Source organism: Hoeflea sp. CAU 1731, assembly GCF_039888615.1.
Classification (GTDB): Bacteria; Pseudomonadota; Alphaproteobacteria; order Rhizobiales; family Rhizobiaceae; genus Flavimaribacter.
The window spans coordinates 1-2,507 of record NZ_JBDQQS010000048.1; the positions used below are offsets into that span (position 1 = coordinate 1).

A 2,507-nucleotide genomic window follows, 5' to 3' on the forward strand; every position below is an offset into this window, starting at 1 on the left:
TGTCAACGGCGGAATAAAAGTCGGCCAAAGGGCGGCGCAAAACCAGGCCACTTTGCGCCGCAAGCGGGGAACGCCGGGAGGGCGTAGCCCGACCAGAGTTTCCCGCTTGCGGGTCGGCGTTTTGTGAGGGGTTTCAGCCTGCCTTTCGGGCGCGGCTTTGAGCGAGGCGGTAGCTTTCGCCGTTCATTTCGAGGATATTGACGTGGTGAGTGATGCGGTCGAGCAGAGCGCCGGTCAGACGCTCGGACCCGAATGTTTCCGTCCATTCGTCAAAGGGCAGATTGCTGGTGATCAGAGTCGCTCCGCGTTCGTAACGCTGCGAGATCAGCTCAAACAGCAATTCCGCGCCAGTTTTGGAAAGCGGCACGAAGCCGAGTTCGTCGATGATGAGGAGCTGGCAGGTGGCCATCTGCTTCTGGAGGCGTAGCAGACGCCGCTCATCACGTGCCTCCATCATCTCGCTGACCAGTGCGGCCGCCGTCGTGAAGCCGACGGAGAGGCCCCTCTGGCAGGCCGCCAAGCCGAGGCCGAGCGCGACGTGGGTCTTGCCCGTGCCGCTGGGGCCGAGCGCGATGGTATTCTCCCTGCGCTCGATCCATTCACAGCGCGCCAGTTCCAGCACCTGCATCTTGTTCAGCTTCGGGATGGCGTCGAAGTCGAAGCTGTCGAGGCTTTTGACGACAGGGAACCTGGCCGCCTTGATCCGGCGTTCGACCTTACGGCGGTCCCGCTCGATCATCTCCCTTTCGGCAAGCCGGGTCAGGTATCCGGTGTGATCCACGCCCTCGGTGGCGCATAGCCGGGCCAGCTTCTGATACTCGCGCTGGAAGGTCGGCAGCTTGAGGGTTTTGAGATAGTGGACGAGCAGGATCTCGGGAGCTTCGGTGCTCATGCCGCTTCTCCCGCATTGGTCGACAGAAGACGCATGTACGCCTTCGCCGATGTCGTCTCGACGGTCGCCCTCGGCAGGTAGGGATAGATGGACAGGTCCAGTCTTGGCGGTCGGCGCTCCACCCGGCACAGAACCAGATGTTTGACGGCGTCGAAGCCGATCGCTCCGATCTGGAGGGCCTGCTTCACCGCCGCATGCAGGTCGACGAGATCGAAGCTTTCCAGCAGCCGCAGGACCTGCACATACTCGCGTCGGCCGTGCTTTGCCATGCGCGCCTCCATCAGGCGACGCAGCGTGGCGAACTCTCCCGGCAGATCCCAGCCCTGCAAGGGCGCTGCCTGATCCAGCGCATTGATCTTCTGTTCGATCAGCGGCAGGTAATGCAGCGGATCGAAGACGACGTCTTCGCGTTCCCAACTGCGGGGATGGCGGGCAATCATCTCGCCGCGGCAGCCGATCACTACCTCGTCGACATAACCTCTGACCCAGACATCCTGATGGCCATAGGCGACCGGGACGGAATAATCGTTGGTCTTGTAGCGCACCAGCGACTGAGCGGTCACCTTGGCACTGGCCTGATCGCACGCATCGAAAGGCGACGCCGGTAACGGCCGCATGGCAGCAAGATCGCGTTGCAGCCGCTCTCCGATCGTCTCGCTCTCGCCACGGACCCTGTCGCGCTGACGTTTGTAGCACTGCTCTTCCAGCCAGGCGTTGAAGTCGTTCCAGGTCGCAAACCGCGGGATCGGAACCATGAAGTTGCGCCGGGCATAGCCGACAAGCCCTTCGACACTTCCCTTGTCGTTGCCTTTGCCGGGGCGGCCATAGCGGTCCCGGATCAGATAGTGGGACAGGAAGCCGCTGAACAGCATCGCCCGCTTGCGCGTGCCGTCGGGCAGGATCTTCGCCACAAGGCAGCGGTCGTTATCGTAGACGATCGACTGCGGCACGGACCCGAAGAACGCGAACGCATGGATATGGCCGTCCACCCAGGCCTCCGCCACCGCCGAGGGATAGGCCCGCACATAGCAGCCGTCGCTATGCGGCAGGTCGAGCACGAAGAACCGGGCTTTCTGCTCGACGCTGCCGATCACCACCATCGCCTCGCCGAAATCGGCCTGCGCATGGCCGGGCGGATGCGACAGCGGCACAAACACCTCCTGGCGGCGCTGCTCACGCTCGCGCATGTAATCCTTGATGATCGTGTAGCCACCGGTAAACCCGCATTCGTCTCGAAGACGATCGAACACACGCTTGGCCGTATGGCGCTGCTTGCGTGGCACTTGCCTGTCTTCATCAAGCCAATGATCGATCGTCGAAACAAAGGCGTCCAGCTTCGGCCGGCGCACCGGCGACTGCCGTCGATAGCCGGGTGGCGTCGAATACGACAGCATCTTGCGAACACTGTCGCGCGATATGTTGAAATGCTTCGCCGCCGCGCGCTGCGTCATCCCTTCCGAGCACGCCAGACGGACCTTCAGATACAATTCCACGGTATAGATCCCCTGATCCTCCTGCACTCGTTGCAGAAGGAGAATAGGTGGACGACTTTTACGCCGCCCGAAGCGGGACTATCCCGCCGCTACCGTGGACGAATTTTGCACCGCCGCTCTCA

Annotated in this window: 2 protein-coding genes; both read right to left on the reverse strand. The window is 62.3% G+C overall.

The features are described 5' to 3' along the window. Positions 1 to 133: 133 nt before the first annotated feature. Entirely contained in the window at positions 134 to 892 is a 759-nt protein-coding gene (gene istB, locus AAFN47_RS28030) for an IS21-like element helper ATPase IstB (RefSeq protein ID WP_499812473.1), read from the reverse strand. Next, entirely contained in the window at positions 889 to 2,385 is a 1,497-nt protein-coding gene (istA, locus tag AAFN47_RS28035) for an IS21 family transposase (RefSeq protein WP_499812474.1), read from the reverse strand. The genes istB and istA overlap by 4 nt, the downstream gene beginning before the upstream one ends. Positions 2,386 to 2,507: the final 122 nt, after the last annotated feature.

Bases quoted from the DNA above. Each gene is read 5' to 3' on its own strand.
- istB (WP_499812473.1), bottom strand. From the start codon at position 892: ATGAGCACCGAAGCTCCCGAGATCCTGCTCGTCCACTATCTCAAAACC.